The 761-nt window shown below is 55.8% G+C and carries 1 protein-coding gene; it reads right to left on the bottom strand.

Going from position 1 to position 761, the window contains the following annotated elements:
* Window positions 1-761, bottom strand: a 761-nt coding sequence (locus C5469_RS22965) for an AMP-binding protein (RefSeq protein ID WP_166311022.1), incomplete at both ends; no start/stop codon positions are given.

Genomic DNA, 761 nt, shown 5'->3' with positions numbered 1-761 from the left:
GAAACCGCGGATTTTAACCTGATGGTCGTTACGGCCCAGGAACTCCAGATTGCCCTCCGGCAGGTAGCGGGCCAAATCCCCGGTGCGGTACATGCGGGCGCCCGGTTTATCACTGAACGGATCGAGAAGGAAACGTTCCGCGGTCAAATCCGGGCGATTGAAGTAACCGCGCACCACCCCCGCGCCCCCAATGTAAATCTCACCCACCACCCCCAACGGCACCGGTTGACCGTACTCATCCAGCAGGTAAAGACAGGTATTGGCTATCGGACGCCCGATACTCTCAACAATCCGTTCTCCCCGCCGTATCGACAGCCAGGTGGAATAGGTTGTTGTTTCCGAAGGCCCATAGAGATTACATAACCGCTGTATCTGCGTTTCTGCGAAAATCTGTTCAATTAAGGCCCTTTTCAGCGGTTCCCCCGCCAGATTGACCGTCTGAACCGACGCCATCAGCGCCTGTGCCTGCAATAACGGTTTCATGGCAGACGGGACTGAGTTGAGTAAACTCACCGGCAAAGCCTGCTGCAGCAATGACAGGGCATCATCCACCAGATGAATCGCCCCACCCCGGGACAATGGCATCAGACATTCAAAAATCGATAGGTCGAAATTCATCGATGTCGAGAAAAGTGTCTCCCGGCTCTCTTCCGCCGCAAACGCCTGCCGCGCCCAGCACAGGAAGTTCACCGTATTCCGGTGCTCAATCATCACCCCTTTGGGCACGCCGGTAGAGCCGGAGGTATAAATCACATACGCCA

The sequence above is a fragment of the Photorhabdus cinerea genome (assembly GCF_011189575.1).
Lineage (GTDB): Bacteria > Pseudomonadota > Gammaproteobacteria > Enterobacterales > Enterobacteriaceae > Photorhabdus > Photorhabdus cinerea.
The sequence above is the reverse complement of the archived record's forward strand: the minus strand, read 5'-3'. Positions and strand labels throughout refer to the sequence as shown.